This is a genomic window from Sulfurimonas sp. HSL-1656 (assembly GCF_039645585.1).
GTDB classification, from domain to species: Bacteria; Campylobacterota; Campylobacteria; order Campylobacterales; family Sulfurimonadaceae; genus Thiomicrolovo; species Thiomicrolovo subterrani.
Genome location: NZ_CP147915.1, coordinates 2386501 through 2409126, shown reverse-complemented (window position 1 = coordinate 2409126; position 22626 = coordinate 2386501). Strand labels below are relative to the sequence as shown.

Annotated in this window: 32 protein-coding genes and 1 tRNA gene; 28 read left to right on the top strand and 5 right to left on the bottom strand. The window is 55.3% G+C overall.

All coding sequences use genetic code 11. From position 1 onward, the window contains the following. Positions 1-87: 87 nt before the first annotated feature. Both WCX49_RS12460 and WCX49_RS12455 read left to right on the top strand, forming a co-directional pair. Positions 88-1962: an alkaline phosphatase PhoX gene (locus tag WCX49_RS12460; protein ID WP_345985397.1), complete on the top strand. Its 1875-nt coding sequence runs from the start codon at positions 88-90 to the stop codon at positions 1960-1962. Positions 1963-2049: 87 nt separating this feature from the next. Then, positions 2050-3822, top strand: coding sequence for a hypothetical protein (locus WCX49_RS12455; RefSeq protein ID WP_345985396.1), 1773 nt, complete (start codon positions 2050-2052; stop codon positions 3820-3822). 18 nt (positions 3823-3840) lie between these two features. Here WCX49_RS12455 and WCX49_RS12450 read toward each other — a convergent pair whose 3' ends face one another. Both WCX49_RS12450 and WCX49_RS12445 read right to left on the bottom strand, forming a co-directional pair. Next, positions 3841-6159 carry an EAL domain-containing protein gene (locus tag WCX49_RS12450; protein WP_345985395.1) on the bottom strand — a complete coding sequence of 773 codons (2319 nt, stop codon included), beginning with the start codon at positions 6157-6159 and terminating at the stop codon, positions 3841-3843. Positions 6160-6214: 55 nt separating this feature from the next. Continuing rightward, on the bottom strand, positions 6215-7285 hold the full coding sequence (locus WCX49_RS12445) for an ATP-binding protein (protein ID WP_345985394.1): 1071 nt from the start codon (positions 7283-7285) through the stop codon (positions 6215-6217). 179 nt (positions 7286-7464) lie between these two features. On the opposite strand from WCX49_RS12445, the gene rpsJ reads away from it, so the two are divergent. The 26 genes from rpsJ to WCX49_RS12315 all read left to right on the top strand — a co-directional run bounded on the left by rpsJ (position 7465) and on the right by WCX49_RS12315 (position 20389). Then, positions 7465-7776: a 30S ribosomal protein S10 gene (gene rpsJ, locus WCX49_RS12440; RefSeq protein WP_231019358.1), complete on the top strand. Its 312-nt coding sequence runs from the start codon at positions 7465-7467 to the stop codon at positions 7774-7776. Positions 7777-7787: 11 nt separating this feature from the next. Next, positions 7788-8363: a 50S ribosomal protein L3 gene (gene rplC / locus WCX49_RS12435; RefSeq protein ID WP_345985393.1), complete on the top strand. Its 576-nt coding sequence runs from the start codon at positions 7788-7790 to the stop codon at positions 8361-8363. Next, the gene (gene rplD / locus WCX49_RS12430; RefSeq protein WP_345985392.1) at positions 8360-8971 is read left to right on the top strand and encodes a 50S ribosomal protein L4; all 612 of its coding nucleotides are present in this window, start codon (positions 8360-8362) and stop codon (positions 8969-8971) included. The genes rplC and rplD overlap by 4 nt, the downstream gene beginning before the upstream one ends. Position 8972: 1 nt before the next feature. Then, positions 8973-9254: a 50S ribosomal protein L23 gene (locus tag WCX49_RS12425; protein ID WP_345985391.1), complete on the top strand. Its 282-nt coding sequence runs from the start codon at positions 8973-8975 to the stop codon at positions 9252-9254. A gap of 2 nt (positions 9255-9256) precedes the next feature. Beyond that, positions 9257-10087: a 50S ribosomal protein L2 gene (rplB, locus tag WCX49_RS12420; protein ID WP_345985390.1), complete on the top strand. Its 831-nt coding sequence runs from the start codon at positions 9257-9259 to the stop codon at positions 10085-10087. Positions 10088-10090: 3 nt separating this feature from the next. Then, the gene (rpsS, locus tag WCX49_RS12415) at positions 10091-10366 is read left to right on the top strand and encodes a 30S ribosomal protein S19 (protein WP_345985389.1); all 276 of its coding nucleotides are present in this window, start codon (positions 10091-10093) and stop codon (positions 10364-10366) included. A 3-nt stretch (positions 10367-10369) separates the two neighbouring features. After that, on the top strand, positions 10370-10687 hold the full coding sequence (gene rplV / locus WCX49_RS12410) for a 50S ribosomal protein L22 (protein ID WP_231019351.1): 318 nt from the start codon (positions 10370-10372) through the stop codon (positions 10685-10687). 2 nt (positions 10688-10689) lie between these two features. Further along, a complete protein-coding gene (gene rpsC / locus WCX49_RS12405; protein ID WP_345985388.1) occupies positions 10690-11394 on the top strand; it encodes a 30S ribosomal protein S3 in 705 nt (234 codons plus the stop codon). Between the two features lie 2 nt (positions 11395-11396). Next, a complete protein-coding gene (rplP, locus tag WCX49_RS12400) occupies positions 11397-11822 on the top strand; it encodes a 50S ribosomal protein L16 (protein WP_345985387.1) in 426 nt (141 codons plus the stop codon). Continuing rightward, complete coding sequence (rpmC, locus tag WCX49_RS12395) at positions 11809-11994, top strand: 50S ribosomal protein L29 (protein ID WP_231019347.1); 186 nt, start codon at positions 11809-11811, stop codon at positions 11992-11994. The genes rplP and rpmC overlap by 14 nt, the downstream gene beginning before the upstream one ends. Positions 11995-12004: 10 nt before the next feature. Next, positions 12005-12256, top strand: a complete 252-nt coding sequence (gene rpsQ / locus WCX49_RS12390) for a 30S ribosomal protein S17 (RefSeq protein WP_345985386.1) — start codon at positions 12005-12007, stop codon at positions 12254-12256. Beyond that, positions 12253-12621: a 50S ribosomal protein L14 gene (gene rplN, locus WCX49_RS12385; protein WP_231019345.1), complete on the top strand. Its 369-nt coding sequence runs from the start codon at positions 12253-12255 to the stop codon at positions 12619-12621. Before rpsQ ends, rplN begins: the two co-directional genes overlap by 4 nt. Beyond that, the gene (gene rplX / locus WCX49_RS12380) at positions 12621-12851 is read left to right on the top strand and encodes a 50S ribosomal protein L24 (RefSeq protein ID WP_231019344.1); all 231 of its coding nucleotides are present in this window, start codon (positions 12621-12623) and stop codon (positions 12849-12851) included. Before rplN ends, rplX begins: the two co-directional genes overlap by 1 nt. Before the next feature lie 3 nt (positions 12852-12854). Further along, on the top strand, positions 12855-13400 hold the full coding sequence (rplE, locus tag WCX49_RS12375; protein WP_345985385.1) for a 50S ribosomal protein L5: 546 nt from the start codon (positions 12855-12857) through the stop codon (positions 13398-13400). Beyond that, entirely contained in the window at positions 13400-13585 is a 186-nt protein-coding gene (locus WCX49_RS12370; protein ID WP_231019342.1) for a type Z 30S ribosomal protein S14, read from the top strand. The genes rplE and WCX49_RS12370 overlap by 1 nt, the downstream gene beginning before the upstream one ends. A 36-nt stretch (positions 13586-13621) precedes the next feature. Next, positions 13622-14017, top strand: a complete 396-nt coding sequence (gene rpsH, locus WCX49_RS12365) for a 30S ribosomal protein S8 (RefSeq protein WP_345985384.1) — start codon at positions 13622-13624, stop codon at positions 14015-14017. 11 nt (positions 14018-14028) lie between these two features. Next, positions 14029-14565 (top strand): 50S ribosomal protein L6, encoded by a 537-nt coding sequence (gene rplF / locus WCX49_RS12360; RefSeq protein WP_345985383.1) that lies wholly within the window; start codon positions 14029-14031, stop codon positions 14563-14565. 11 nt (positions 14566-14576) lie between these two features. Then, complete coding sequence (gene rplR, locus WCX49_RS12355; RefSeq protein WP_231019339.1) at positions 14577-14933, top strand: 50S ribosomal protein L18; 357 nt, start codon at positions 14577-14579, stop codon at positions 14931-14933. Positions 14934-14943: 10 nt separating this feature from the next. After that, on the top strand, positions 14944-15387 hold the full coding sequence (gene rpsE / locus WCX49_RS12350; RefSeq protein ID WP_345985382.1) for a 30S ribosomal protein S5: 444 nt from the start codon (positions 14944-14946) through the stop codon (positions 15385-15387). Positions 15388-15391: 4 nt separating this feature from the next. Further along, on the top strand, positions 15392-15790 hold the full coding sequence (gene rplO / locus WCX49_RS12345) for a 50S ribosomal protein L15 (RefSeq protein WP_345985381.1): 399 nt from the start codon (positions 15392-15394) through the stop codon (positions 15788-15790). Next, the gene (secY, locus tag WCX49_RS12340; protein ID WP_345985380.1) at positions 15790-17052 is read left to right on the top strand and encodes a preprotein translocase subunit SecY; all 1263 of its coding nucleotides are present in this window, start codon (positions 15790-15792) and stop codon (positions 17050-17052) included. The genes rplO and secY overlap by 1 nt, the downstream gene beginning before the upstream one ends. A 5-nt stretch (positions 17053-17057) precedes the next feature. After that, positions 17058-17825, top strand: a complete 768-nt coding sequence (map, locus tag WCX49_RS12335; RefSeq protein ID WP_345985379.1) for a type I methionyl aminopeptidase — start codon at positions 17058-17060, stop codon at positions 17823-17825. Further along, the gene (gene infA / locus WCX49_RS12330; RefSeq protein WP_231019334.1) at positions 17826-18044 is read left to right on the top strand and encodes a translation initiation factor IF-1; all 219 of its coding nucleotides are present in this window, start codon (positions 17826-17828) and stop codon (positions 18042-18044) included. An 89-nt stretch (positions 18045-18133) separates the two neighbouring features. Beyond that, a tRNA-Pro gene (locus WCX49_RS12325) sits at positions 18134-18211 on the top strand. Between the two features lie 78 nt (positions 18212-18289). After that, positions 18290-19009: a 2OG-Fe(II) oxygenase gene (locus tag WCX49_RS12320; RefSeq protein ID WP_345985378.1), complete on the top strand. Its 720-nt coding sequence runs from the start codon at positions 18290-18292 to the stop codon at positions 19007-19009. 111 nt (positions 19010-19120) lie between these two features. After that, positions 19121-20389, top strand: a complete 1269-nt coding sequence (locus WCX49_RS12315; protein ID WP_345985377.1) for a diguanylate cyclase — start codon at positions 19121-19123, stop codon at positions 20387-20389. An 11-nt stretch (positions 20390-20400) separates the two neighbouring features. Here the strand turns inward: WCX49_RS12315 and amrS are convergent, their stop codons facing one another. From amrS to WCX49_RS12300, 3 genes are all read right to left on the bottom strand, one after another. Next, entirely contained in the window at positions 20401-21426 is a 1026-nt protein-coding gene (gene amrS / locus WCX49_RS12310) for an AmmeMemoRadiSam system radical SAM enzyme (protein WP_345985376.1), read from the bottom strand. A 104-nt stretch (positions 21427-21530) separates the two neighbouring features. After that, positions 21531-21728, bottom strand: coding sequence for a hypothetical protein (locus tag WCX49_RS12305; RefSeq protein ID WP_345985375.1), 198 nt, complete (start codon positions 21726-21728; stop codon positions 21531-21533). A 4-nt stretch (positions 21729-21732) separates the two neighbouring features. Next, positions 21733-22587 (bottom strand): S1-like domain-containing RNA-binding protein, encoded by an 855-nt coding sequence (locus tag WCX49_RS12300; protein ID WP_345985374.1) that lies wholly within the window; start codon positions 22585-22587, stop codon positions 21733-21735. Between the last annotated feature and the right edge of the window lie 39 nt (positions 22588-22626).

The window sequence follows — 22626 nt, the reverse complement described above, 5'->3', positions numbered from 1 at the left end:
GCCGTAACGGTTGCGATATCAATCGGCATCGCGGGCGTAATATTCGCCGCCTACAATTCGCCATCTTTTTTAAACAAGGATTGGACGATGAAGTTTGATAAAACCATTACGATGTTATCCGCCTCGGCAGCAGCACTGCTGATGCTGAGCGGTTGTACCGAAGACGGCTCCAACGGCGTTGACGGGATCACCCCGAACGTCAACGAAGCGACGCTGATCTCCTTTTCGGAGCTGAGCGCCCCTGTGCTCGACGAGGAGAAGTCCAGCCTCCGCGCAACGGACAGCGTCACTTACCTCAAAACGGGTAAAACGGCGTCCATCGGCTTTATGAAGCTGATGGCGACGGCCGATGTGAACAACGGCGAGACCTTCGGTCTGCTCAAAGACCATACGGATACGGCGATCAGTTTCACCGACGGCAGCCCGTACATCTGTAACGGTACGAACAGCGGCGACGGTTCGGGTCTGGACCACTCCTCCATCCTGCGCGCCAACGGCCGTATCTTTATGGTCAACCAGTTCGAATGCGGCATCGGCGGCATGTACGGGATGGAGCTGCAGCAGAACAACGGTACGCTCTCCGTCAAACCGGACTCCATGCAGTATATCAGCCAGAAGGCAGATTTCGGCGGCTGGGTTCACTGTGCCGGTATGACGACGCCGTGGGAATCCCACCTCGGTTCCGAAGAGTACGAGCCCGATGCGAAAAAAATCGAGGATACACTCGATGCGTCCACGAAGCTGACAGGCAATTCACGCTTCAACGAGGTGACGAAGTTCTACTGGAAAGACGAGAACAACGCGAACACGACGGCGGACAACAACCCGTACTTCTACGGCTGGATCCCGGAAGTCAAAGTGGACGCATCTGTAGCGACACCGGTTTTCGACTATACAAAACACTTCAGCATGGGGCGTGCGGCGTGGGAACTCGCCTACGTTATGCCGGATGAACGTACGGCGTACCTCACCGATGACGGCACGAACGTCGGTTTCTACATGTACCTTGCCGATGCGGCGCAGGATCTGAGCGCAGGAACACTCTACGCGGCCAAGTGGATCCAGACGTCCGACGAAGGTGCGGGCAAAGCGGACCTGATGTGGATCAAGCTGGGCCACGCGACGGATGCGGAGATCCGTACGATCGTTGCCGGCGAGCCGGTCTTCAGCGATATCTTCGCATACGAAGCGCCTGTTTCCGATGCTTGTAACCCGGGATACACTTTCGTCAATACGGCCATGGGCAAAGAGTGTCTGCAGGTCAAGACCGGCATGGAAAAAGCGGCGGCATTCCTCGAAACACGCCGTTACGCTGCAATGAAGGGCGCAACGACCGAGTTCAGAAAAGAAGAGGGTGTTACCTTCGACCCTGATCACAACCTCCTGTTCGTCGCGATGAGCGAAGTCCGCAAGGGGATGACGGACGGCGAGGGCGATATCCAGCTCTCCGAGAACAAGTGCGGTGCGGTCTACGGCCTGAACATCAACGGCGAGACGCAGACAGCCTACGACACGGAGCAGGCGATGATCGACAGCAAGTATGTCGTTCACAACATGCATGCGGTTGTCGAAGGTGCCCCGGCAACCTACCCGGAAGGTTCTGCGTATGAGAGCTACACCTGTGCGGTCAGCGGTATCGCCAACCCGGACAACGTGACTTACCTTGCGGGTCAGAACATCCTGGCGATCGGCGAAGATACCGGGGCGCACCCGAACGACTTCGTCTGGGCCTACGATGTCGTCAGCGAGAAGCTGACCCGTATCATCTCTACGCCGTACGGTTCCGAGACGACGTCCCCGTACTGGGAGCGCGACGTCAAAGGGTACGACTACCTTACCGTCGTCACACAGCACCCCTTCGGTGAAGTCTCCAGCGGTGACGCGGAGTACGGCCTTGTCGGCCAGGCGACGGATGCACAGAAAGAGTCCTTTGTCGGTGTCGTCGGACCGTTCAAGTTCTGATCGCCTCCGGGCGTTCAGGGAGGGCATCCCGCCTTCTTTTCGTGCAGACCGTACCGCCTCCTCCGTACGGTCTGCAAGGATAGAATCATGAAGTACCCTTCTTGTCTACTGGCCGCAGTTTTACTCTTTGCTGGCTGCAGCAGCGACACTCCTACCGGTGACGACAATACGACGTCAACCCCGCTTCCCGAGGCGAATGTGAGTCTCTATGAAACGGACCAGGTCTTTACCGACGTGACGGCGATGACCGTCAGGAACAGTTACGGCGCCTATGTGACGTCGCAGTGTTATACGAAGACGGAAGAGACCGGCGGCAGCGTACATAACCCCTGTTTTACGTGTCATATCAACTCGGTCGAACCCAACTATATCGACGATGCGGCCCTGCAGGAGCGCTACGCTTTCAGCGAAGCGACCTACAAGAACCCGTGGAGCAACCTCTTTGTCGACCGCACGGGTGCCGTGGCCGCCGTCTCCGACGCGGCGATCCTCGACTACGTCCGCGGGGACAACTACTTCGATGCCAACGGCAGCATCATGCTCGGCGAGATCCTGAAGCATGTACCGGATGCCTGGGATTACAATCATGACGGGCAGTGGGGCGGCTTCGTCCCGGACTGCTACTTCGCGTTCGACGGGGAGGGGTTCGACCGCGACCCGGACGGTGACTATACGGGCTGGCGGGCTTTTGCCTACTACCCGTTCCTGGGCACTTTCTGGCCGACGAACGGCTCCACGGACGACGTGTTGATCCGGCTGCCGGAAGTGATGCGGCAGAACAAGGAGGGCGTCTTCGACATAGCGGTGTACAAGCTTAACCTCGCCATCGTGGAGGCGCTGATCAAACGCAGCGACATCGCGATCGACCCTGTGGACGAGAAGGTGTACGGCGTGGACCTGAACCAGAACGGTACGCTTGACAGCGCGTCAAAGGTCGTCTACCGCTGGGCGGCGCCCTCGTACGACTTCGAGGCGAAGCGATTCTACAACTACTCGATGTACTACGTCGGGCGCGCGCAAAACGCGCAGATCGACAACGCGCTGCACATGGCCCCGGGTCTCTACCCCGAGCAGACGGAGTTTCTGCATACGGTGCGCTATCTCGACGTGGATGCCAACGGCAGCGTCGGGATGGCCCCGCGGATGAAGGAGCTGCGCTACGGACGCAAGAGCGCCTGGAACACCTACCCGCAGCTCTCCAACGCGGCCCAGGCGGAGATCAAGGATAAAGACGCCTTCCCCAACCGCCTGCGAACGATCACCGGCAACGAGGAGACGGGGCTCAATACGGGTCTGGGCTGGGTCTACCAGGGCTTTATCGAGGACAAAGAGGGGTATCTGCGTCCCCAGACCTACGAGGAGACGCTTTTTTGCATCGGCTGCCACTCGGGCATCGGTGCCGTCGTCGACAGCACCTTTGTCTTCCCGCGCAAATTCGATGCGGGGGCGAAACAGATGGGATGGTACCACTGGACGCAGTCGGACAGCGGTTTTAACGGTATCAAAGAGCCGCTGCTGGCTGACGGCCGTTATGAGTATACCCTCTACCTGGAAGCGAACCACGCCGGGGATGAATTCCGCGGCAACGATGAGGTCATGATGCGCTTTTTCGATACGAACGGGAGCCTGAAACCGGCTGAAGTCGAAGCGCTGCACAGCGATGTCTCCCGCCTTATCATCCCTTCGGAAGCGCGGGCGCTGATGCTGAACAAGGCTTACAGGGTCATCGTGGATGACCAGAGCTATGTCTACGGCCGCGATGCCCACGTTTCGCCCGCCGTGAACGTGCACCAGCAGGTGTCAATCGACACCCCGACCGGTATCAGGGCCGTCACGATGGAACGCTACCCGCTGCAGTAAACCACTGAAGCGTAGGCGTTAACACCCCTCTTTGTGCAGATGTACCGCGAAGGCCTCGGCGTCTTTCGCCTCGCTGCAGAGGTACCCCTGGTAGGCGACGGCGGCGTCATTCTCGCGCAGCATCTCGCGCTGTGCTTCCTCCTCGACCCCCTCCGCGATGACCTGGTAGCCGAACTGGCGAGCGATGTCGATAATGGCGCGTACCAGTGCCGCGTCCTTGGGGTCCTGCAGGATGTCCCGGATAAAGCTCTGGTCGATCTTGAGGGCGGAAAAGGCGAACTGCTTGAGGTAGGAGAGCGAGGAGTAGCCGGTACCGAAGTCGTCGATGATGAATTTGATTCCTTCGGCATTGAGCGCCTCGATAAGCTTTTTCGTCTTGTCGAAGTTCTCGATCAGTGCCGTCTCCGTGATTTCGAGCCGCAGCTGCCGAGGAGCGATGCCGTGGCGCCTGACGCTTTCGACGATGACATCGACAAAGTCGCTTTCAATAAGCTGGCGGGGACTGATATTGACGGAGATGTACTCCAGGTTGAAGATCCCCTCCGCTTTCCAGGTGCTGATCTGCCGGCACGTTTCGTCTATGACCCATTCGCCGATGGCCTTGATCATCCCCGACTCCTCGGCAACCGGGATGAAGTGGGCCGGGGGGATCTCGTTGCCGATCTCGTCGTGCCAGCGCAGCAGGGCTTCGGCCGCGATGACGCGCTCGGTCGCGATCTGAACGATGGGCTGGTAACAGAGGGTGAAGCCTCCCGTATCGATCGCATGGCGGAGCCGCTGCTGCGTATGGAGGTAGTCGCGGGCTTTCTGGTCCATCTCGGGATCGTAGAAACGGGTGCGGTCGCGCCCCTCCTCCTTGGCCTGGTACATGGCCGTATCGGCGCGGCGCAGCACTTCGTCGATGTCGTCGGGGAAGCTCTCCAGGGTGGTGATCCCGATACTGCAGGAGGTGTAGAGCTGGTGGCCTTCGATGGGGTAGGGCTGCCGCAGGGCCTCATGGATCTTCTCCGCGACCTGGAAGGCGTGGCGCACGGTCCCGTCCTCATCGCTGGCGATGACCGGCAGCAGGATGACGAATTCATCGCCCCCGAGGCGGCTGAGGGTATCGCTTTCGCGCAGCAGCGTCTCCAGCCGCCGGGCCGTCTCGACGAGCAGCTGGTCTCCGACAAGGTGGCCGGCGCTGTCGTTGATGTGCTTGAAGCGGTCCAGGTCGAGAAAGAGCAGCGCCGAGTAGCGGGCGAGACGGCGGTCCTCTTTGAGCAGCTGGCGGATGCGCTCTTTGAGCAGCTCCCGGTTGGGCAGCCGTGTCAGCGGATCGTGCAGGGCGAGGAACTCCGCCTGCTTCATGGCGTTGTGCTCCTGGGTTTTGTCGGTGAACATCGCCATGCCGCCGATCATACCGCCGCGGTCATCGACGATGGGGATGAACTCCACTTTGATCCAGAGGTCCAGGCCCCGCAGCTTGGTATGGTACGGACCTTCGTAGACGCCGTAACGGGTATAGTTGTTGTCGTGGTAGGCGCTCTGCAGGGGGCGCTGATCGGGGAGCTCCCGCAGGTGCAGCCCCACAAGCTCGTCGCGTTTGGCATGGAGGAAAGTGCACAGTGCGTTGTTGGCATCGACGATGACCAGGTCGTTATCGTAGTAGAAGATCCCGATGGGGGCCTGTTCGAACATCATGTGCAGCCGTTTCTGGCTGCTGCCCAGCCGTGCTTTCGCGTGGTGGTACAGCTCGAGGTTGCGGTAGCTCTCGACCAGGCTGAGGTGAAACTCACGGGCGGTGCGGATGACGACGATAATGAAGGCGAGGACGAGGATGAAGGAGGCGAAATAGATCGGTGAATCCGCTTCCAGCAGACGGTAGGCCAGGGGGATGAGCAGTGCGAAGAGATAGATGAACGAGAGGCGCAGATCCGCGGCAAGGGTGCTGAGCGCACCCGCACTCATCCCCACGGTCAGAATGATGATGAACATCTGGTAGATGGGGGCGACCGAGGCGAAGAAGATCAGCGGGATGGCCCCCCAGGCGATTGCCGAAAAGAAGACCCCGATGAACAGACGCCTGTACCACTGATTGTAGTTCGGAGACTTCTGCCGGAAAAAGAGGCTCGTATCGACGACACGGATCAGCGTGATACCCGAGATGAAGGCGTACCAGAACAGCAGCTGCGTGTGGTCCGCGACCGGCCAGAGGATATAGACGAAAAGCGATGCATTGAACCAGATGACGACGGCGGCACCCGAGAAGTTGTCGTAGAGAAGCCGTATGAGCCGCAGCCGGATGTTGTCGGCTTCCCGGAAATGCTTGGAGAGGTGGAGCAGTGACGATCCCTTCATCCGTGCCTTTCATTTTTCGGGCTATTATACTCTATTTTGTGTTTTAATGATGAGATCATCCCTCATCCCCCAGCGCCCATTGTGAAAAGGGGATCATTTCCGCTTCGACGAAGGGGTGGTGCAGGGAAGATTCGCTGCTCATCGTGATGACTTCGACCTTCTTCACCCCGTGGGTGACGATGAAGGCTTCGGCCTGTTCGATCTTTTTGAAGAGGATCTCCTTGGTCCCGAAGGGCATGCAGAGAATGACGCGGCCGCTTTCGGGCAGGTAGAAGTCGATCTGCTCTTCGTAGAAGATATCGCCGTGGTGTTTGACGAGTTCGGTCAGCACCATATTCTCGAAAAGGCGCCCGAAGTGTTTCTGGAAGACCAGGGCGGTTTTGAGGGCGATGTCGCAGAGGTAGAGTTTTTTTGTTGCCCGGGGGTGGTTGAACTTGGCCACGGCGTGCAGGTACCCCTCCGCAATCAGTTTGTCGTAGTGCCGGTAAAGCATGTCTTTGGAGATCTTGCGTTCGCTCTTGAGCCGTTCGTAGAGCATGAAGGCGGAGACCTTCTGGGTGTAGAGGCGTGCGGCCAGCTGCATCAGGTCGAAGCCGATGTCGCCGAGGGCGGTTTTGAAGGTACGCTGCAGCAGAAGGTTGCGCTCCTCGGAAGGGGTCTTGTGCATCACCGGGAATCCCCCCAGCTGCAGGAAGTCGTTGAGGGCACTCTCATCGTACTTGCGCTCAAACGCCAGGAACTCCTCAAAATCCAGGGGGAAGAGACGGTAGTGGGCAAGGTCCCCGGTGTTAGTGAGCTCGCGGCCGATGAGGATCAGCTGCGATACGGCGGGGCGCAGCAGCTCCGGCCGGTAGTTGTCCAGCACAACGGTTTCAATATCATGGGTATTGCAGAACGAGCGGATCTGGGCGTTGAAGCGGTCGGTATCGAGTCGGATGTCGCTGCAGTCGATGTAGAGGTAAGAGGCCTTGCGCTGCTGCAGCAGATAGTGTTTGACGAGCATGGTTTTGCCGCTCAGGGCGACGCCGCTGAGGCAGAAGGAGTGCTCAGGCACCGAAAACTTGCGTTCGACGTAGCCGCCCGCGTGAAGGTCCTGGCGGTAATATTTTTCCAGCAGTTCGGTCATGGCACTCCCCTGTTTGATCTGTATGATTTTATCATTTCCTTTTTAGAAGGAAATAAATTTATACAAAATTGGCTTTTACCCCCCTAAAACCCTTGAATTCGGAAAGTGATCTCAGTATAATTCCGCTCCCTTTATAATAGTTGGAGAAGATCCAACGAGTTCTTTAATGAGGAAAAACTATGGAAAAGATTCGTTTGAAACTGAGAGCGTACGATCACCGTGTACTGGATCGTTCGGTTAGTTCTATTGTAGAAGCTGTAAAGCGTACGGGTGCGGAAATCCGCGGTCCGATTCCGCTTCCGACAAAAATCCGTAAATATACGGTTCTCAAATCCGTTCACGTCAACAAAGACAGCCGTGAGCAGTTCGAGATCCGTATGCACGCCCGTCTGATCGACATCGTCTCCGCTACGCCGGACACGGTCGACTCTCTGATGAAACTTGATCTGGCGCCGGAAGTGGATGTAGAAGTCCGCTCGATGGACAAGTAAGGAGTAACACAATGGAATATATTGTTGAAAAAATCGGTATGAGCCGTACTATCAGCGTTCCGAGTACTCCGGTAACGCTTCTGAAAGTCAAGGAAGCAAAGGTCTGCGAAGTCGAAAACGGCCGCGCGATCGTTGCATACAATGACGGCAAAAAGATGAACAAGTCTATCGAAGGTCAGCAGAAGAAATACGACCTTCCGAAAGAGTTCAACCGTTTCGTCACGCTGACTGTCAGCAACACGGAAGCCGGTGATCTCGAAACTGCACCCCTGGGTGAAGCGAAAGTGGTCAAAGCCTCTTTCAACACAAAAGGTCGCGGTTATACCGGTGTTATGAAACGCTGGAACTTTGCCGGTGGTCCGGGTGCACACGGTTCACGTTTCCACCGCCGTCCGGGTTCTATCGGTAACTGTGAATGGCCGGGCCGCGTCCAGCCGGGCCGCAAAATGGCCGGTCAGTACGGTAACACTCAGGTCACCGTCAAAAACGAAGTGATTTCTTACGACGCAGAGAACGGCATCCTCGTCGTCGCGGGTTCCATCCCGGGCGCAAACGGTGCTATGGGTCGTGTAAAGGTTGTTAAATGAGCGCTATCGTATTGAATGAAAATTTTGAAAAAGCATCCGAGCTTGCACTGCCGGAAAGCTTTTCGGGTATCAACCCGCACAACCTCTACCTGTATGTGAAAGCATATCAGGCGGGTCTGCGCGCTGATACTGCTTCCGCGAAGACCCGTTCCGAGGTTCGCGGCGGCGGCAAGAAACCGTGGGCACAGAAGGGCCGCGGTGGTGCACGTGCCGGTTCACGCCGTTCTCCTGTATGGGTTGGCGGTGCCGTCGTTCACGGTCCGAACACCGGCCGTAACTACGACCAGAAAGTCAACAAGAAGCAGAAGAAGCTCGCGCTGAACTTTGCCCTTGACGCTCTGGCGAATGAAGGCAAACTCTTCATCGTTGATTCGATCGAGATCGCATCAGGCAAAACGAAAGATGCCAAGGCAATGTTTGACAAGCTGGGCGTCCGCGATGCGCTGCTCGTCAAGTCCATCGTTGATGAGAACACGTTCCTGGCCTTCCGTAACATCCAGTCAACTTACCTGGTTGAAGAGAATGAACTGAATGCATTCCTGGCATCAGCATACCGCGCTGTCGTTATCGAAAAAGCGGTATGGGAAAATCTGACTAAAGAGAGCTAAGATGGCTGATATTACAGATATTAAATCAATCGTTTACACTGAGAAAACGCTTGGTCTGCAGGAAGAGGGTGTCGTCGTTGTTCAGACATCCCCGCGCATGACCAAAAGCGGTCTCAAAGAGGTGTTCCGTGAGTACTTCGGTGTCATCCCGACACGTATCAACTCACTGAACCAAAGCGGTAAAACAAAACGCTTCCGCGGTGTCATGGGCAAGCAGAACGACTTTAAAAAGTTCTACGTAAAGCTGCCTGAAGGCGCGGCAATCGAATCGATGGCGGTGTAATCATGGCAATTAAAACCTACAGACCAATTACCCCGAGTCGCCGTTTCTATACGAACATCGACTCCGGTGACATTACAGCAAAGGCATCTGTCCGCTCTCTGCTGGTCAAACTGCCGGTTAGCGCTGGTCGTAACAACAACGGGCGCATCACATCCCGCCACAAGCAGGGTGGTGCGAAGAAACTGTACCGTATCATCGATTTCAAACGTAACAAGTTCGGCGTTCCGGGCAAAGTCGCTGCGATCGAATACGATCCATACCGCAACTGCCGCATCGCGCTGATCAACTACGCGGACGGTGAAAAGCGTTACATCCTTCAGCCGAAAGGCCTGACTGTCGGTGACGCTGTTGCCGCAGCAGCAGAAGGGCTCGACATCAAGCCGGGCAACGCGATGAAGCTCAAAAGCATTCCGGTCGGTACTACCGTCCACAATGTCGAGCTCAAGCCGGGCAAAGGTGCCCAGATGGTCCGCTCTGCCGGTACATCTGCTCAGATCATGGGTCGTGACGGCAAGTACGTCTCCCTGCGTCTGCCTTCCGGTGAGATGCGCTACGTCCTCGGCGAGTGTATGGCGACGATCGGTACTGTCGGTAACGAAGAGTACAGCAACATCGTCTTCGCGAAAGCCGGCCGTACACGCCACATGGGTATCCGTCCGCAGACGCGCGGTTCCGCGATGAACCCGATTGACCACCCGCACGGTGGTGGTGAAGGTAAAACAAACTCCGGTCGTCACCCGGTTACTCCGTGGGGTAAACCGACCAAGGGTGCGAAAACGCGTCGTAAAAAAGCGAGCGATAAGCTTATTATCACTCGTCGTAAGAAAGGTTAATCGATGGCACGTTCAGTAAAAAAAGGTCCGTTCGTAGACGACCATTTGATGAAAAAAGTGCTCGCAGCCAAAGAAGCGAAGAGCAATAAGCCTATCAAGACATGGTCACGCCGCAGCGTGATCCTGCCGGATATGATCGGTCTGACTATGAACGTCCACAACGGACGCCAGTTTGTACCGGTCTACGTGACAGAGAACCACATCGGCTACAAGCTCGGTGAGTTCGCTCCGACACGTACTTTCAAGGGCCACAAGGGCTCTGTACAGAGAAAGGGCTAAAAGATGGCAAGAGCACTGTTGAAATTTATCCGCGTCTCTCCGACGAAGTCTCGCCTCATCGCACGCGAAATCCAGGGCATGAACGCTGAAGAAGCGATCGCTGCACTGGAGTTCACGCCGAACAAAGCGGCGAAGATCATCTCCAAAGTCGTCGCATCGGCTGTCGCGAACAGCGGCAACGATGCCAGCGACTGTGTGATCACTTCTTGCCGTGTTGACAACGGTCCGGTTCTCAAGCGCTTCCGTCCGCGTGCTCGCGGTATGGCTAGCGGGATCCGCAAACCGACGGCACACATCTTAGTAGAAGTAGAGGGTAAATAATTATGGGTCAGAAAGTCAATCCGATCGGATTCCGTCTGGGCATCAACCGTAACTGGGAGTCCCGCTGGTATCCGAATTTCAAAAACGCACCGGCCAACCTGGGCGAAGACCACAAAATCCGTACTTTCCTGAAAAAGGAACTCTACTATGCGGGTGTGAACAACATCATCATCGAGCGTACGGTCAAGCGTCTGCGCGTCACCATCGTCGCAGCACGCCCGGGTATCATCATCGGTAAAAAAGGTGCTGATATCGAGAAGCTCAAAACGAAGCTTCAGAACCTGATCGGCAAAGATATTGCCGTCAACATCAAAGAAGAGAAAAAGTCGATGATCGCGGCGCAGCTCGTTGCTGAGAACGTTGCGACACAGCTGGAGCGCCGTGTTGCGTTCCGCCGTGCGATGAAGAAAGTAATGCAGAATGCACAGCGTGCCGGTGCCAAGGGTATCCGTATCGCCGTCGCTGGCCGCCTCGGTGGTGCTGAAATGGCACGTACCGAGTGGTACCGCGAAGGCCGCGTGCCGCTGCATACGCTCCGTGCCAAGATCGATTACGGTTTTGCCGAAGCGCACACGACTTACGGCATCATCGGTATCAAGGTCTGGATCTTCAAAGGTGAAGTCCTTTCCAAAGGTATCCAGCCGGAGCCGAAAGAAGAAGAAGTAAAACGTGAGCGCCGCGGTCGTGCTCCGAGAAAGGCGGATTAATCATGTTGATGCCAAAAAGAATGAAATTCCGCAAGTACATGAAGGGTCGCAACCGCGGTAAAGCGCGTAGCGGCTACAAACTTGCGTTCGGCGATATCGCGATCAAGGCAATCGAAGCGGGCCGTATCAACTCCCGCCAGATCGAGTCTGCGCGTATCGCGGCAACCCGTCACATCAAGCGCCAGGGTAAGATCTGGATCCGTGTTTTCCCGGACAAGCCGCTCACAGCGAAACCGCTTGAAGTACGTATGGGTAAAGGTAAAGGTGCGATCGACCAGTGGGTTATGAACATTAAACCGGGTCGTATCATCTTCGAAATGGGTGGCGTTGAAGAGTCCCTGGCACGCGAAGCGCTGACGCTTGCGATGCACAAGCTGCCATTCAAAACGAAAATTGTAACGGCGGAGATGGACAATGAAGTATACTGATTTGGCAGAGAAGACCTCAGCAGAACTGAGCGCAATGCTCAAAGAGAAGAAGACTGAGCTCTTCACGCTGAGACTGAAGCAAAAAACGATGCAACTGCAGAACACGAGCGAACTGCGTAACGTACGCAAAGATATCGCCCGTATCAACACTGCGCTCAGCGCAGCGAAGTAAGGAGACCCGGATGTCTAAACGTGAAATTCAGGGTGTAGTCGTCAAGAAAGCCGGTGACAAGACAGCGACAGTCGTCGTTGAACGCCGTGTTATGCACCCGCGCTACCACAAAACGGTCAAGCGCTTCAAAAAATATCTCATCCACGATGAGAACAACACGCTTAACGTCGGCGACGAAGTGATCGCGATCGAGTGTCGCCCGATGTCCAAGACGAAGTCTTTTGAACTCAAAAGCGTTGTAGCGACAGGAGTAGAGTCATGATCCAGAGCTTTACTCGTCTGAACGTTGCCGACAACACTGGTGCGAAAGAGATCATGTGTATCAAGGTTCTGGGCGGTTCCAAGCGCCGTTACGCTTCTGTAGGTGACGTTATCGTTGCTTCCGTGAAGAAAGCGCTCCCGACCGGAAAAGTCAAAAAAGGTCAGGTCGTCAAGGCCGTCGTTGTCCGTACGAAAAAAGAAGTACAGCGCGAAAACGGTTCTCTGATCCGTTTCGATGACAACGCCGCCGTCATCCTCGACGCGAAAAAAGAGCCGATCGGTACCCGTATCTTCGGTCCTGTTAGCCGTGAAGTACGCTATGCAGGGTTCATGAAGATCGTATCCCTGGCTCCGGAGGTTGTGTAATGGCAAAGTTTAACTTCAAAAAAGGCGATATGGTCGAGATCATTGCCGGTGACGATAAAGGCACCAAGGCAGAAGTTCTGATGGTCATGCCGAAAGAGAACAAGGTCCTCGTCAAAGGCTGCAAGCTCGCGAAAAAAGCGGTTAAGCCGACAGAAGAGAACCCGAAGGGCGGATTTATGAGCAAAGAGATGCCTATTGATGCATCCAATGTCCGCAAAGTGGAGGCGTAAGTTATGGCACGTTTGAAAGATAAATATCTCGCAATGAAACCGGAACTGCAGAGCAAGCTTGAGATCAAGAACGCAATGCAGATCCCGGCGGTCGAGAAGATCATCATCTCTGTCGGTACCGGCTTCGCGATGAAAGATAACAAACTGATCCAGAACATCCAGGACACGATCAGCCTGATCGCCGGTCAGCACGCGACAGTCGTCGATGCTCGTAAATCCGTTGCAGGCTTCAAAGTCCGTGAAGGGATGCCGGTCGGTGTCAAAGTCACCCTGCGCGGTGAGAACATGTACACCTTCCTGGACAAACTGATCGCTGTCGCACTGCCGCGCGTGAAAGACTTCCGTGGTATCCCGCGCAACGGTTTCGACGGCCGCGGTAACTACAACTTCGGTCTGAACGAGCAGCTGATCTTCCCGGAAGTCAACTATGATTCCATCATGCAGATCCACGGGATGAACATCACGATTGTCACAACAACACAGAGTGACAAAGAGGCATTGACCCTGCTCGAAGCTATGGGTATGCCGTTCGCGAAAGGGAGAGAGTAATGGCTAAGAAGTCCATGATCGCAAAACAGCAGCGCAAACCGAAATTCGCGGTTCGTGCTTATACACGTTGCCAGATCTGCGGCCGCCCGCACTCTGTACTCCGTGACTTCGGTATTTGTCGTGTTTGCTTTAGAAAAATGGCAAATGAGGGATTGATCCCAGGCGTCAGAAAGTCAAGCTGGTAAGCTTGAAACTCCTGACTGTTAGCAAGGAAAAATAAAATGGTAAATGATCTTATTGCAGACTCTTTGACCCGTATCCGGAATGCAGCGATGCGTCGCCTCGACGTCACAACGCTTATGCACTCCAAATCAGTCGAAGCAGTCGTTGGTATTCTCGCAGAGAAGGGCTACATTGATAGCTTTAACGTTGTCGAAGACGGTAACAAGAAAAGCATCAACGTTGTGTTGAAGTATGATGAAGCGGGTAAAACCGTCATCAACGAGATGAAACGCGTTTCCAAACCGGGACGCCGTATCTACAAAGGCCGTGACGAAATCAAGCGTTTCAAAAACGGCTACGGTACGATCATCGTCAGTACTTCCAAAGGTGTCATCCCGAACGATAAAGCTTACGAGCTCGGCGTCGGCGGTGAAGTACTTTGTACAGTTTGGTAAGGAGATAACACATGTCACGTATTGGTAAAGCTCCGGTCGCATTCCCGGCCGATGTGAACGTAACGGCTGACGGTGAGGTTATCACTTTCAAAAAAGGCAACAACACACGTACCCTCGACACGAAAGGCAACGTTGACTTCAACATCGAAGGCAACACGCTGACGTTTGCATCCAAGTCCGATGCACGCGAACACCGCGCTTTCTGGGGAACATACCGTGCCCTCGCAGCGAACATTGTCAAGGGCCTCACTGAAGGTTTCGAACGCAAGCTCGAGATCAACGGTGTCGGTTACCGTGCCGCGGTCCAGGGCAAAGTCCTGAACCTGCAGCTTGGTTTCTCCCATGACATCAACTACGACATCCCAGCGGGCGTTGAAGTTGCTGTTGACAAGAACGTTATCACCCTCAAAGGTGCTGACAACCAGCAGATCGGCCAGATGGCTGCCGAGATCCGCGCTTTCCGTCCGCCGGAGCCTTATAAAGGCAAGGGTGTCAAATATGTTGAAGAGCATATTGTCCGCAAAGCCGGTAAGACATCTAAGAAATAAGGGGTGAGCAGATGAATGCAAAAGTATTGAAAGCAAAAGTTTCAAAACGTGTTCAGCGCAAGCGCCGCATCCGTGCAAACATCAACGGTACGGCAGCGAAGCCGCGCGTCAGCATCTTCCGCTCAAACCGCTACCTCAGCGTCCAGGCAATCGACGACGCGAGCGCGGTGACACTGGCAGCTTCCAACACGAAGCCGCTGGGTGCGAAAGCGAACAAAGAGGGTGCGGCAGCACTGGCAGCAGATTTCGCAGGCAAGCTCAAAGCAGCCGGCGTCAGCGAGATCTTCTTTGACCGTAACGGTTACGTCTACCACGGCGTCGTTGCGGCCTTTGCCGATGCACTTCGCGCGAACGAAATTAAGTTTTAAGGACTGATCGATGAAAACTGTCAACAGAGAAGAATTCGAAGAATCGATCGTACACATCGGTCGGGTCACTAAAGTTGTCAAAGGTGGTCGTCGCTTCCGTTTCACAGCACTTGTCGTAGTCGGCAACAAGAACGGCGTCGTCGGCTTCGGTTACGGTAAGGCCAAAGAGGTCCCGGACGCTATCCGCAAAGCGGTAGACGAAGCGTTCAAAAACTTGACGGATGTTAAGATTAAAGGGACTACAATTGCGCACGATATCGAGCACAAGTTCAACGCAAGCCGCATCCTGATGAAACCGGCCTCCGAAGGTACCGGTGTTATCGCCGGTGGTGCGATGCGTCCGGTTCTCGAACTCGCGGGTATCCAGGACATCCTGACGAAATCCATCGGTTCGAACAATCCGAATTCGGTTGTCCGCGCGACAATCGAAGCGCTTGCGCGTATGAAAGGATAAGCATATGGCACTTGAAAACTTGACACCTGCAGCGGGCTCCACAAGCAATACAAAGCGTCTGGGCCGCGGTCAGGGTAGCGGTAACGGTAAAACCGCAGGTAAAGGTAACAAAGGGCAGAAAGCCCGCTCAGGTTACAATGCAAAGCGTAACTTCGAGGGTGGTCAGCAGCCGCTGGCTCGCCGTCTGCCGAAGATCGGTTTCACGTCACGTGTTGTTAAACCGTACGTTATCAACGTTGACCGCATTACAGCGGTTGCGGCACTCGACGAGATCACCGTCGAAGCGATCCGCGGTGTTCACAAGCTGGGCAAATCCGTGACGAAGGTTAAACTGGTCGGCGCTTCTGCGAAAGACCTTGCCTCCAAGATCAAAGACGAAAACGTTACAACAACCGGCAAGTAATGAACCAGCAGCTCATTAACAAGATCCTCATTACGATCGGGTTTCTGTTCCTCTACCGGCTGCTGGCCTACGTGCCGGTGCCGGGCGTAGACACTGCCGTCATCGCCTCATTCTTCGATTCACACTCCTCCGACGCTCTCGGTCTGTTCAACATGTTCAGCGGTAACGCTGTCGAACGCCTCTCCATCATTTCACTCGGTATCATGCCTTACATTACCGCGTCGATCATCATGGAACTGCTCGCAGCGACGTTCCCGAACCTCGGACAGATGAAGAAAGAGCGTGACGGTATGGTCAAATATATGCAGATCATCCGCTACTCCACCATCGCCATTACCCTGGTACAGGCGGTCGGCGTCAGCATCGGTCTGCAGAGCATGACAGGAAAAGACGGCAGCAGTGCGATCCTGATGGACCACGGCACTTTTGTCATGGTCGCGGCGATCTCTATGCTCGCCGGTACGATGCTGTTGATGTGGATCGGTGAGCAGATCACGCAGAGCGGGGTCGGTAACGGTATCTCTCTGATCATCTTCGCCGGGATCGTCTCTGCGATCCCTTCCGCGATCGGTCAGACGGTCACGATGCTCAACACGGGTGCGATCAGCTTTATTACGGTCATTGCGATCCTGCTGCTGATCCTCGTCACCGTCGGCGTCATCATCTACGTGGAACTCGGCGAACGCCGTATCCCGGTGACCTACGCCAAAAAGACGATGATGGCGAACCAGAACAAGCGCGTGATGAACTACATCCCGATCAAGGTCAACCTTTCGGGCGTCATCCCGGTCATCTTCGCTTCGGCGATCCTGATGTTCCCGATGACGGTTCTCTCATCCAGCACCAACCCGTATGTCCAGGCGGTCGCGGACCTGCTCAATCCGAGCGGCTACTTCTTCAACTTCCTGACATTCCTCTTCGTCGTCTTCTTCGCGTACTTTTACGCGTCGATCGTCTTCAACGCCAAGGATATCTCCGATAACCTCAAGCGCCAGGGCGGCTTCATCCCGGGTGTACGCCCGGGTGAAGCGACGAAAGAGTTCCTGAACGAGACGGCGTCACGCCTGACGTTCACCGGGGCGATCTACCTTGGCCTGGTCGCGACACTGCCGTGGATCATCGTCAAGGGGATGGGGGTACCGTTCTACTTCGGCGGTACGGCCGTCCTTATCGTCGTTCAGGTTGCTCTTGATACGATGCGCAAGATCGAAGCGCAGATCTATATGAGCAAGTATGAAACCCTCAGCGCGGTTGGTCTGTAACTCCCATGGCCATCGCGCTGCGCAAACCTGAAGAAATCGAAAAACTCCGTGCCGCCAACGCCATTGTCGGCGGTACCCTTGACCTTCTCCGAAAAGAGACCCGTCCGGGACTGAGCCTGAAGGAACTTGATGCCATGGCCGAGGATTACATCCGCAGCCACGGAGCACGTCCCTCCTTCAAAGGGCTCTACGGTTTTCCCAACGCCGTCTGTACTTCCCTGAATGAAGTGATTATTCACGGTATTCCCAATGATTACAAGCTGCAGGAAGGCGATATCATCGGCTATGATATCGGTACGGAACTCAACGGCTATTACGGTGATTCGGCCATCACCGTCCCGGTGGGGAAGGTTACGGAACAGGATGAGGCGTTGATCGCCTGTGCCAAAGACTCACTCTATTACGCCATCGATATTATCCAAGAGGGCATGCGGTTCAAAGAGCTTTCCATGGCGATTGAGCAGTTTATTCTCGAGCGCGGCTTTGTGCCGCTGCGCGGATTCTGCGGACACGGCATCGGGAAGCGCCCGCATGAGGAGCCTGAGATCCCCAACTACCTGGAAGGATCCAACCCGAAAGCGGGACCGAAGATCAAAAACGGCATGGTTTTCTGCATTGAGCCGATGATCTGCCAAAAAGAGGCCAAAGCGGTGATCCTGGAAAACGGATGGGATGTTGTCAGCAGCGACAACCTCCGCGGATCGCATTACGAACACACGGTTGCTGTCATCGGCGGCAAAGCGGAAATCTTATCATTACCCCAAGGAGCATAAATGGCAAAAGATGATGTCATTGAGGTTGACGGTACAGTAGTTGAAGCGCTGCCGAATGCAACATTTCGTGTAGAGCTTGAGAACGGCCACGTGATCCTGTGCCACATTGCCGGCAAGATGCGGATGCACTATATCAAGATCCTCCCGGGCGACCGCGTCAAGATCGAACTGACGCCGTACAGCCTGGACAAGGGCCGTATCACTTACCGTTACAAATAGGGCCCTTTCCCCCTGCGGAAATCCCCCTGATTTTCAGGGCGGTTTGCGCATCTTTTTTTAAACTTTTTGGATATAATTTCCCTCCTCGTCGGGATGTAGCGCAGTATGGTTAGCGCACCAAGCTGGGGGCTTGGGGGTCGCTGGTTCGAGTCCAGTCATCCCGACCACTTTTCACCGATTCTCTTTTTCAAATTTTGGTTACTATTTCAGATTTCACTTTCGCCTTTTCAGGCACGGAGAACCCTTTGCGGCAAATCAGCAACTATGTCTACTGCGATGACTTCATCGCCGAGCTGCGCTACGAGACCCGCCTGATGGCAAACCCCTATTACGACTATCCCTATCTCATCATCGAGAACTTTCTCTCGGCCGAAGCCTGCGCCGAGATTGCGGCGTATACCCACGATAAAAGTGAGGGGGAGCGGGCCAAAGTCAAAAAAAACTTCCACGGTGTGGTGGTTCCCGAGCTTGAGGAGGATATCCGAAAGACGGCAATCCACGAACTGCCCGACATTCTGCTCGAAGGGTATAAGCTCAGTTTTGCCTATTACCAGAAACAGATCGAAGACTATTTCAGCGTGGCACTGACGACGGCAACGGAGGTGCAGGCGTTGGAGTACACGCGGGGCGGCTTCTATATCAAACATGCCGATGACTCGAACGAGCTTGTCAACAGTGAGGGGGAAACGGTCGGTTTTGCCCAGGTCGCGCCCGAGCGGAAGATCACGACGGTGCTTTTTGCAACGTCGCACCGGGATAACGGCGGCGACGGGCTGCAGTTCGGCGGCGGCGAACTGGTCTTTAACTACCTCTTTGATGCGGAGAGCAGGCCTGTCCGTTTCCGTCCGAAGGCGGGGGATATGGTCATTTTCCCGAGCAATCCCATCTACAGCCACGAGGTCCTTCCTGTGTCCGACGGCTACCGGCTGACCCTGGTGCAGTGGCACGACGCGATCATCAGCTAGGGTCGGAGGACACAGCGCCAAACGATCAGGTATCAAAATTTTGTGTATAATGATTATGTTGGCTCATATAAATTCACATTAGAATAATTTATAACGGTTAAAGGAGAGAGGATGATCAAATCGAACATCTCCCTTTTCGAAGGGGTACTGCACCGTGCCTTTGACCGTTTTTATGAGGACCTGATCAAGAACGCCTATGTCGAGGAGTTTTTGAAAGGGGTCGACCTCGCCCGCCTCAAACAGTCCCAGCTCAGCAGTTTTCTTGAGGCCGTATATGATGAGGATGAAGCTTTTTTTGCACGCTTCAAACAGCTGGGGCTCTTCCATTTCAAAATGGGCCTGCCCTATGTCGAGTACCGCGGTGCCTTCGATACGCTCTATGCGTTTTTGATCGAAGAACTCGAAGAGGTGAACGACATCACGGGCCTGCCGGATGCGATTGAGCTCTATATCCGCCGGGCCATCAATGCTAGTGCCGCCGGTTACCTGGAGCCGAACCTGGACAACGACCAGAAGACCCTCGAGCGGCAGATCAAACAGCAGATCGGTATCCCTGCGGTCAAAGAGCATTTGGAGTGGATCCTCGAGGTTATTAAGGATATCCGGCTTATGAACCCCGAAGCGCGGATCGAGTTTGATGAACACCGCTGCATGTGCGGCAGCTGGCTGCACAGCGAGGAGCTTATCAAGTTTATTCCGGACGCGATGGTGCGTAAAGATATGCTCGATACGCACCGGGAGATCCACCTGATAACCAAGAATATCTACCGATCCATCCGCCGCGAAGACTACCACAAGATCTTTATCGACTACGTCATGCTGGTCCGCCAGTCGATGTACCTCTACAACGAACTCAATATCAACGTGACGCAGCAGACGCTGATTGACGACGTCTCCAAGGATGCCCTGACGGGGCTGCTGAACCGCCGGGACCTGATGGAGATCCTCAGCAGCGAGATCCGGCTGCACGGCCTTATCGGCAGTCTCTTCTGCGTCGTCATGTTCGACCTCGACCACTTTAAAGCCGTCAATGACACCTGCGGCCACCAGGACGGGGACGCGGTCATCGTCGGGATGGCGCAAACGCTTTCAGCCCATCTGCGCAAGACGGATCACATTTTTCGGTACGGCGGCGAAGAGTTCCTGGCGATCCTGCCGGGGACAACGGCAAAAGAGGCGTTTGCGATCTGTGAAAAAATACGGAAGGCGTTTGAAGTCCATACATGGGAGGGGTGTGTCATTACGACGCCGGTCACGGTGAGTATTGGCATCGCCGAATACAGTGAACGGCTGCGTGACAACCCCCGCCATCTCGTGTTCGAGGCGGATATGAACCTCTACAGCGCCAAACAGCTGGGCCGTAACAGAACCGTCATGTAAGGGGCCGGCCGTTACGACCATACTCCCGGAATATGGGTCCCGCACTGCGGACAGTTCCCCTGCTCGGTAAGGTGGTTCTGTACAAACTGGCCGATGTGGCCGCTGCGCTCGATCACTTTGAAACCGCAGTGGGGGCAGAAGGTCGATTCGCGGTCCTCGTCGTCGTAGTTGCCGATGTAGACAAAGTTGAGGCCCGCTTCCTTGCCGATCTCGTAGGCACGGATCAGGGTGGCCGGCGGCGTCGGCGGGACGTCGAGCATTTTGTACATCGGGTAGAAGCCGCTGACGTGCCAGGGGATGTTGACATCGAGGTCGGCCACGAAACGGGCGATCTTTCTTATCTCCTCGTCGCTGTCGTTTTTGCCGGGAATCAGCAGGGTCGTCACTTCGATCCAGATCCCTTTGTCGTGGGCATATTTGACGGTGTCGAGCACGGGTTTGAGTTTGGCACCGCAGATATCTTCGTAGAAATCTTCCGTGTACCCCTTGATATCGATGTTCATCCCGTCGAGGTAGGGCAGCAGGGTGTCGATGGCCTTGTGGGTCTCGAAACCGCTGGTGACGTAGATGTTCTTGAGGCCCGCTTCGTGGGCAAGTTTGGCCGTGTCGTAGGTATATTCGAAAAAAACGACCGGTTCGTTATAGGTATAGGCGATCGAATCGCAGCCGTATTTTTGGGCCAGGGAGACGATCTGTTCGGGGTTGAGCGGCTGTCCCGTGATCTCGTGGTGATGCTCCTTGGGGTACTGGGAGATGTCCGCATTCTGGCAGAATTTGCACGAAAAATTGCATCCGACTGTTCCAAAAGAGAAGGCCCTGCTCGCCGGCAGGAAGTGGAACATCGGTTTTTTTTCGACGGGGTCGACATTGACCGCCGCAGCCAGCCCGTAGGTCAGCAGCTGAAGCTCTCCTCCTTCGACTTTCCGGATGCCGCAGACGCCGTACTCGCCTTCTGAAAGTTTGCAGTGTTGATGGCATGCTTCGCAGAGGATGCGGCCGTCATCGAGTTTTTTTGATAACCATGCAGGGGCTGACATATATTCTCCTTTCAACGGTGTCGGGTGAGAAAACGGGTCGCCTGAATAGGAACTTCTTATATTCCATTATACACTATTCGGGAGACTGCAGCAGGAAGAGGGCGTTAGAGCGGGCGGATCTTTTTTTTGACGCTTTTGGGCAGGTGGGCGAAGGGGAGGGTGCGTTCTTTGCCGCTTGCTTGCGCGCGCAGGATGACGTTCATACTGTTGGGGTCGAGGCGCAGCAGCTGCCAGAGCTCCTGTTCATGTTCGAATACGATATTCAAATCGGCATAGGATTCGGCCGCTCTTTTTTTCGCCATCGCGCTATTTACGGTAGATTCCGGTCTCTTTGACCTCGATATCGCCGCTCTCCTGCAGCTGGACAAGGGCTCTTTTGAAGGCTTTTTTGCTCAGGCCGAAGGTCTTGGTGATGAGATCCGGATCGCTTTTGGAGTTATACGGCAGCATGCCGCCCGCCGCGTCGAGGGGGCCGAGAACCTTCGCCTGGTCGCTGCCGGCGCGGGCCGTTTTGCCGACGGGCTGCAGGCTGACGTCAAAGTTGCCGTCGGCGCGGACCTGTTTCACATAGCCGGTCCGGCTGTCGCCGACTTCGACCGGTTCGAAGATCTCGTTATCGAAGGCGAGCCCCTCGAAGGCATCGTCGACGATCACCTTGAACCCCAGGGGCGTTTTGGCGATAAAGAGCAGCTTCACCTCTTTGTTCGGGTGGTAGCCCCGCGGCGAATGCGAGAGGTACTTGCTGATTCGCTCCACCCCGACGAGACGGTCGGACTCTTCATCCTTGACAACCCGCAGAAAACGCTTCTCTCCGACTTTGAAGGGGGTTTTCTGGCGGTTCTTCGGTACCAGCAGGTCCTTGGGGAGCCCCCAGTCGACGAAGGCGCCGAATTTGGCGACGTCGACAACGGGGAAAAAGCCGAATTCGTCGCGCATCGCCGTCGGCCGGTCGGTGGTCGCGACGGGGCGGTCTTCGGAGTCCGTATAGACAAAGACCTCGAGGAGGTCGTCTATTGCCATATCATCGGTGACGTACTGGTTGGGCAGCAGGACGTCGCTGCCGTCCTTGGCCATCAGGTAGGCGCCGGGGACGGCAAAGCGGTCGATCCGGAGCATGTTGATGCGGCCGAAGTCAAGGGTAGGGGTGAGGGTACTATTCATACCGACATTATAGCCCAAAGCCTCCGCCGTTGGGAGGAG

Excerpts from the sequence above, each read along its gene's own strand:
- WCX49_RS12460 (WP_345985397.1), top strand. The coding sequence starts at position 88 with ATGAAGTTTGATAAAACCATTACGATGTTATCCGCCTCGGCAGCAGCA.
- WCX49_RS12455 (WP_345985396.1), top strand. The coding sequence starts at position 2,050 with ATGAAGTACCCTTCTTGTCTACTGGCCGCAGTTTTACTCTTTGCTGGC.
- WCX49_RS12450 (WP_345985395.1), bottom strand. The coding sequence starts at position 6,159 with ATGAAGGGATCGTCACTGCTCCACCTCTCCAAGCATTTCCGGGAAGCC.
- WCX49_RS12445 (WP_345985394.1), bottom strand. The coding sequence starts at position 7,285 with ATGACCGAACTGCTGGAAAAATATTACCGCCAGGACCTTCACGCGGGC.
- rpsJ (WP_231019358.1), top strand. The coding sequence starts at position 7,465 with ATGGAAAAGATTCGTTTGAAACTGAGAGCGTACGATCACCGTGTACTG.
- rplC (WP_345985393.1), top strand. The coding sequence starts at position 7,788 with ATGGAATATATTGTTGAAAAAATCGGTATGAGCCGTACTATCAGCGTT.
- rplD (WP_345985392.1), top strand. The coding sequence starts at position 8,360 with ATGAGCGCTATCGTATTGAATGAAAATTTTGAAAAAGCATCCGAGCTT.
- WCX49_RS12425 (WP_345985391.1), top strand. The coding sequence starts at position 8,973 with ATGGCTGATATTACAGATATTAAATCAATCGTTTACACTGAGAAAACG.
- rplB (WP_345985390.1), top strand. The coding sequence starts at position 9,257 with ATGGCAATTAAAACCTACAGACCAATTACCCCGAGTCGCCGTTTCTAT.
- rpsS (WP_345985389.1), top strand. The coding sequence starts at position 10,091 with ATGGCACGTTCAGTAAAAAAAGGTCCGTTCGTAGACGACCATTTGATG.
- rplV (WP_231019351.1), top strand. The coding sequence starts at position 10,370 with ATGGCAAGAGCACTGTTGAAATTTATCCGCGTCTCTCCGACGAAGTCT.
- rpsC (WP_345985388.1), top strand. The coding sequence starts at position 10,690 with ATGGGTCAGAAAGTCAATCCGATCGGATTCCGTCTGGGCATCAACCGT.
- rplP (WP_345985387.1), top strand. The coding sequence starts at position 11,397 with ATGTTGATGCCAAAAAGAATGAAATTCCGCAAGTACATGAAGGGTCGC.
- rpmC (WP_231019347.1), top strand. The coding sequence starts at position 11,809 with ATGAAGTATACTGATTTGGCAGAGAAGACCTCAGCAGAACTGAGCGCA.
- rpsQ (WP_345985386.1), top strand. The coding sequence starts at position 12,005 with ATGTCTAAACGTGAAATTCAGGGTGTAGTCGTCAAGAAAGCCGGTGAC.
- rplN (WP_231019345.1), top strand. The coding sequence starts at position 12,253 with ATGATCCAGAGCTTTACTCGTCTGAACGTTGCCGACAACACTGGTGCG.
- rplX (WP_231019344.1), top strand. The coding sequence starts at position 12,621 with ATGGCAAAGTTTAACTTCAAAAAAGGCGATATGGTCGAGATCATTGCC.
- rplE (WP_345985385.1), top strand. The coding sequence starts at position 12,855 with ATGGCACGTTTGAAAGATAAATATCTCGCAATGAAACCGGAACTGCAG.
- WCX49_RS12370 (WP_231019342.1), top strand. The coding sequence starts at position 13,400 with ATGGCTAAGAAGTCCATGATCGCAAAACAGCAGCGCAAACCGAAATTC.
- rpsH (WP_345985384.1), top strand. The coding sequence starts at position 13,622 with ATGGTAAATGATCTTATTGCAGACTCTTTGACCCGTATCCGGAATGCA.
- rplF (WP_345985383.1), top strand. The coding sequence starts at position 14,029 with ATGTCACGTATTGGTAAAGCTCCGGTCGCATTCCCGGCCGATGTGAAC.
- rplR (WP_231019339.1), top strand. The coding sequence starts at position 14,577 with ATGAATGCAAAAGTATTGAAAGCAAAAGTTTCAAAACGTGTTCAGCGC.
- rpsE (WP_345985382.1), top strand. The coding sequence starts at position 14,944 with ATGAAAACTGTCAACAGAGAAGAATTCGAAGAATCGATCGTACACATC.
- rplO (WP_345985381.1), top strand. The coding sequence starts at position 15,392 with ATGGCACTTGAAAACTTGACACCTGCAGCGGGCTCCACAAGCAATACA.
- secY (WP_345985380.1), top strand. The coding sequence starts at position 15,790 with ATGAACCAGCAGCTCATTAACAAGATCCTCATTACGATCGGGTTTCTG.
- map (WP_345985379.1), top strand. The coding sequence starts at position 17,058 with ATGGCCATCGCGCTGCGCAAACCTGAAGAAATCGAAAAACTCCGTGCC.
- infA (WP_231019334.1), top strand. The coding sequence starts at position 17,826 with ATGGCAAAAGATGATGTCATTGAGGTTGACGGTACAGTAGTTGAAGCG.
- WCX49_RS12315 (WP_345985377.1), top strand. The coding sequence starts at position 19,121 with ATGATCAAATCGAACATCTCCCTTTTCGAAGGGGTACTGCACCGTGCC.
- amrS (WP_345985376.1), bottom strand. The coding sequence starts at position 21,426 with ATGTCAGCCCCTGCATGGTTATCAAAAAAACTCGATGACGGCCGCATC.
- WCX49_RS12305 (WP_345985375.1), bottom strand. The coding sequence starts at position 21,728 with ATGGCGAAAAAAAGAGCGGCCGAATCCTATGCCGATTTGAATATCGTA.
- WCX49_RS12300 (WP_345985374.1), bottom strand. The coding sequence starts at position 22,587 with ATGAATAGTACCCTCACCCCTACCCTTGACTTCGGCCGCATCAACATG.